This window comes from Moorena sp. SIO2C4 (assembly GCF_010672485.1).
GTDB lineage: Bacteria > Cyanobacteriota > Cyanobacteriia > Cyanobacteriales > Coleofasciculaceae > Moorena > Moorena producens.
In genome coordinates this window covers 1-3,256 of sequence record NZ_JAAHGN010000881.1, presented here as the reverse complement: position 1 = coordinate 3,256, position 3,256 = coordinate 1, and the positions used below count along the sequence as shown (strand labels likewise).

Below are 3,256 nucleotides of genomic sequence, written 5' to 3'. Positions count from 1 at the left end.
ATCGGGGAAATCAACCACCTTGTATTCAATTCTGGCAGAACGTAATGACCCTGGGGTGAATATCAGTACTGCAGAAGACCCGATTGAGTATTCGTTACCTGGGATTACCCAAGTGCAAGTTATCCGTGAAAAAGGCATGGATTTTGCCTCAATTCTACGAGCCTTTCTGCGCCAAGACCCGGACGTGATTCTGGTGGGTGAGACCCGAGACAAAGAAACAGCCAAAACGGCGATTGAAGCAGCTTTGACTGGTCACTTAGTCTTGACTACTCTACACACTAATGATGCGGCTGGTGCGATCGCTCGTTTAGATGAAATGGGTGTTGAACCCTTCATGGTTTCCGGTGCCTTGCTGGGAGTGTTGGCTCAACGATTGATGCGGCGTGTTTGTTCCAATTGCCGCATTTCTTACCAACCAAGTTCGGCAGAACTAGCGCGCTATGGTCTGTCCGCCTCTAGGGATGGGGAGATTACCATCTATCGCGCCAATACCCTGACACCAGAGCAAATCGTTGAAGCTAGGGCACTTGGTACACTGTGTCAAACCTGTAATGGTATTGGTTACAAAGGAAGGGTTGGTGTTTATGAAGTTATGCGCGTCTCTGAGAACCTGCAAGCCTTAATCAACCAAGGTGCCCCCACGGAAAGGATTAAGGAAGCTGCTGTAGAGGAAGGGATGATCACCATATTAGCCTATAGCTTGAATTTGGTACAGGAAGGTTACACCACCTTTGAAGAAGTCGAACGAGTAACCTTTACTGATTCCGGCTTAGAGACAGAAATTAAAGCTAAACGCAAGAGTTCTCTGACCTGTGGCACTTGCTCAGCTCAATTACAGGCGGAGTGGCTAGACTGTCCTTACTGTATGACACCCCGTTTTCAAAATTAATTTAGTTATTAGTCCATTGTTAATGAACAATTGGCTATTTTATTTTGAGTAATGACTAATCACTAACGACTACTGACGTTTTTAAGGCAGAGAAGATTATGGAACTGATGATTGAAGACTTGATGGAGCAGATGATTGAGATGGGGGGGTCAGATATGCACATCCAAGCGGGTGCGCCAGTCTACTTCCGCGTCAGTGGTAAACTCCAACCCATTGATGACGAATCCCTGAACCCTCAAGCCTGTCAGCGATTGATTTTCAGTATGCTTAACAATTCACAGCGTAAGGAATTGGAGCAAAACTGGGAACTTGATTGTTCCTATGGTGTCAAGGGGTTGGCTCGCTTCCGTGTCAATGTTTACAAAGAACGGGGTTGCTATGCGGCTTGCTTGAGGGCGTTGTCTTCCAAGATTCCTAACTTTGACAAATTGGGTTTACCGGATGTGGTGCGCTCGATGAGTGAACGACCAAGGGGAATGGTATTGGTCACCGGACCCACGGGTTCTGGGAAAACCACTACCCTAGCAGCCATGATTGACTTAATTAACCGCACTCGGGCAGAACATATTCTGACAGTGGAAGACCCGATAGAATATGTGTTTCCTAACATCAAGAGCTTGATTCACCAACGTCAAAAAGGTGAAGATACCAAGAGCTTTGCCAATGCCCTGAAGGGGGCACTGCGGGAAGACCCGGATGTGATTTTGGTGGGTGAAATGCGGGATATGGAAACAATTGCTCTTGCTATTTCCGCAGCTGAAACCGGTCACTTGGTATTTGCAACGCTACACACTAACTCAGCTGCTCAAACTGTAGACAGGATCATTGATGTGTTCCCATCTGGACAGCAAGCTCAAATCCGAGCTCAGCTGTCTAACTCTTTGATTGCAGTCTTTAGTCAATGTCTAGTACCGAAGAAAAACCCTAAACCCGGTGAGTTTGGTCGGACGATGGCTCAGGAAATCATGGTAGTGACACCTGCTATTTCTAACCTGATCCGGGAAGGAAAAACGTCTCAAGTGTACTCTGCTATCCAAACCGGTATGAAATTGGGAATGCAGACCCTGGAACAAGCTTTAGCTTATCAGGTGAAATCTGGCTTGATCTCTTTGGAAGCAGCAGTTGGCAAAAGTTCTAAACCAGACGAATTGCAACGTATCCTTGCTGGTTCTGGAGGGATGAATGCTAAGGGCGCTAGAGCAAAGGCAACCCGCTAGTCGTAAGCTATCAGCTATCAGCGTGTCGCGTATCAGCGTGTCGCGTATCAGCATAGGCTTTGATCGGCTTTTCCCCAGACTTTCAATTCTCTAAAATCTCTTAATATTAAATTATCCCAATCGATGTTTATTTTAAGCTGACGGCTGAGGGCTGTTCGCGAAGCGTGGCCAACGGCCAACGGCTTACCGCTAGTCTAGAGAAAGCAGGGACTGGATCGATAAAATTTGCGATTAGACTTAATCTAGAAAAAAGCCATGCCTACTTTTATTGCTCAAGTTCGGGACAAATCAGGCAAATCCAAAAAACAAAAAATTGAAGCTGCTACTCCTGAACAAGCCCGCAGCATCCTAGAAAATCGGTATTCTGCTGTTGGCAGCGTCAAGAAAAGCTTAGATGTTAGCTTTAGCCTCTCAGACCTTTCCGAAAAATTTACCAATGTCACGATCAAAGACAAAGCGGTCTTTTCTCGTCAGTTTGCCGCTATGGTTAATGCTGGTGTGGCTATCGTCCGCTGTCTTGGGGTATTAGGGGAACAGTGTTCTAATCCTAAGCTGAAAAAGGCTTTGATGAACATCAGTGCTGAGGTACAACAAGGAACTAATCTATCGGATGCTATGCGTAAGCATCCAGATTGTTTTGATAATCTTTACGTGAGTATGGTTCAAGCTGGGGAGGTTGGGGGTGTCCTTGATGAAGTGCTCAACCGATTAGCTAAGCTGCTGGAAGATATGAATCGGCTGCAAAACCAAATCAAATCAGCTATGGCTTACCCTAGTGTGGTAGGATTCTTAGCTCTACTGGTTTTTCTGGCAATGACGATGTTTCTGATCCCAATCTTTGCTGGGATATTTCAAGATTTAGGAACGGAATTGCCAGCTTTAACTAAGTTTATGTTATGGTTGAGCGGCATCCTCAGAAGTTGGAAAGTATTGATTCCCATTGCTGTTATAATTGTATTAGTTACAGCTTTTAAATATTACTATAAAACCCCCATGGGTAAGTTACAGATTGATGCATTGCAGTTGAAAATACCTCTGTTTGGTGAGTTGAATGAAAAAGGCTCTGTAGCTCGCTTTTGCCGAGTGTTTGGCTCCTTAACTCGTTCGGGAGTACCGATCCTGAATTCCTTAGATATTGTAAGAGATGCAG

At 45.3% G+C, this 3,256-nt stretch carries 3 protein-coding genes; all 3 read left to right on the top strand.

The genetic code is table 11. The features are described from left to right. Window positions 1-889 (top strand): GspE/PulE family protein (locus tag F6K20_RS30760; RefSeq protein WP_287297253.1); only part of this gene is annotated, 889 nt, incomplete at its 5' end. A gap of 98 nt (window positions 890-987) precedes the next feature. After that, the gene (locus tag F6K20_RS30755; RefSeq protein WP_009149225.1) at window positions 988-2,106 is read left to right on the top strand and encodes a type IV pilus twitching motility protein PilT; all 1,119 of its coding nucleotides are present in this window, start codon (window positions 988-990) and stop codon (window positions 2,104-2,106) included. Between the two features lie 255 nt (window positions 2,107-2,361). Beyond that, window positions 2,362-3,256 (top strand): type II secretion system F family protein (locus tag F6K20_RS30750; protein WP_287297251.1); only part of this gene is annotated, 895 nt, incomplete at its 3' end.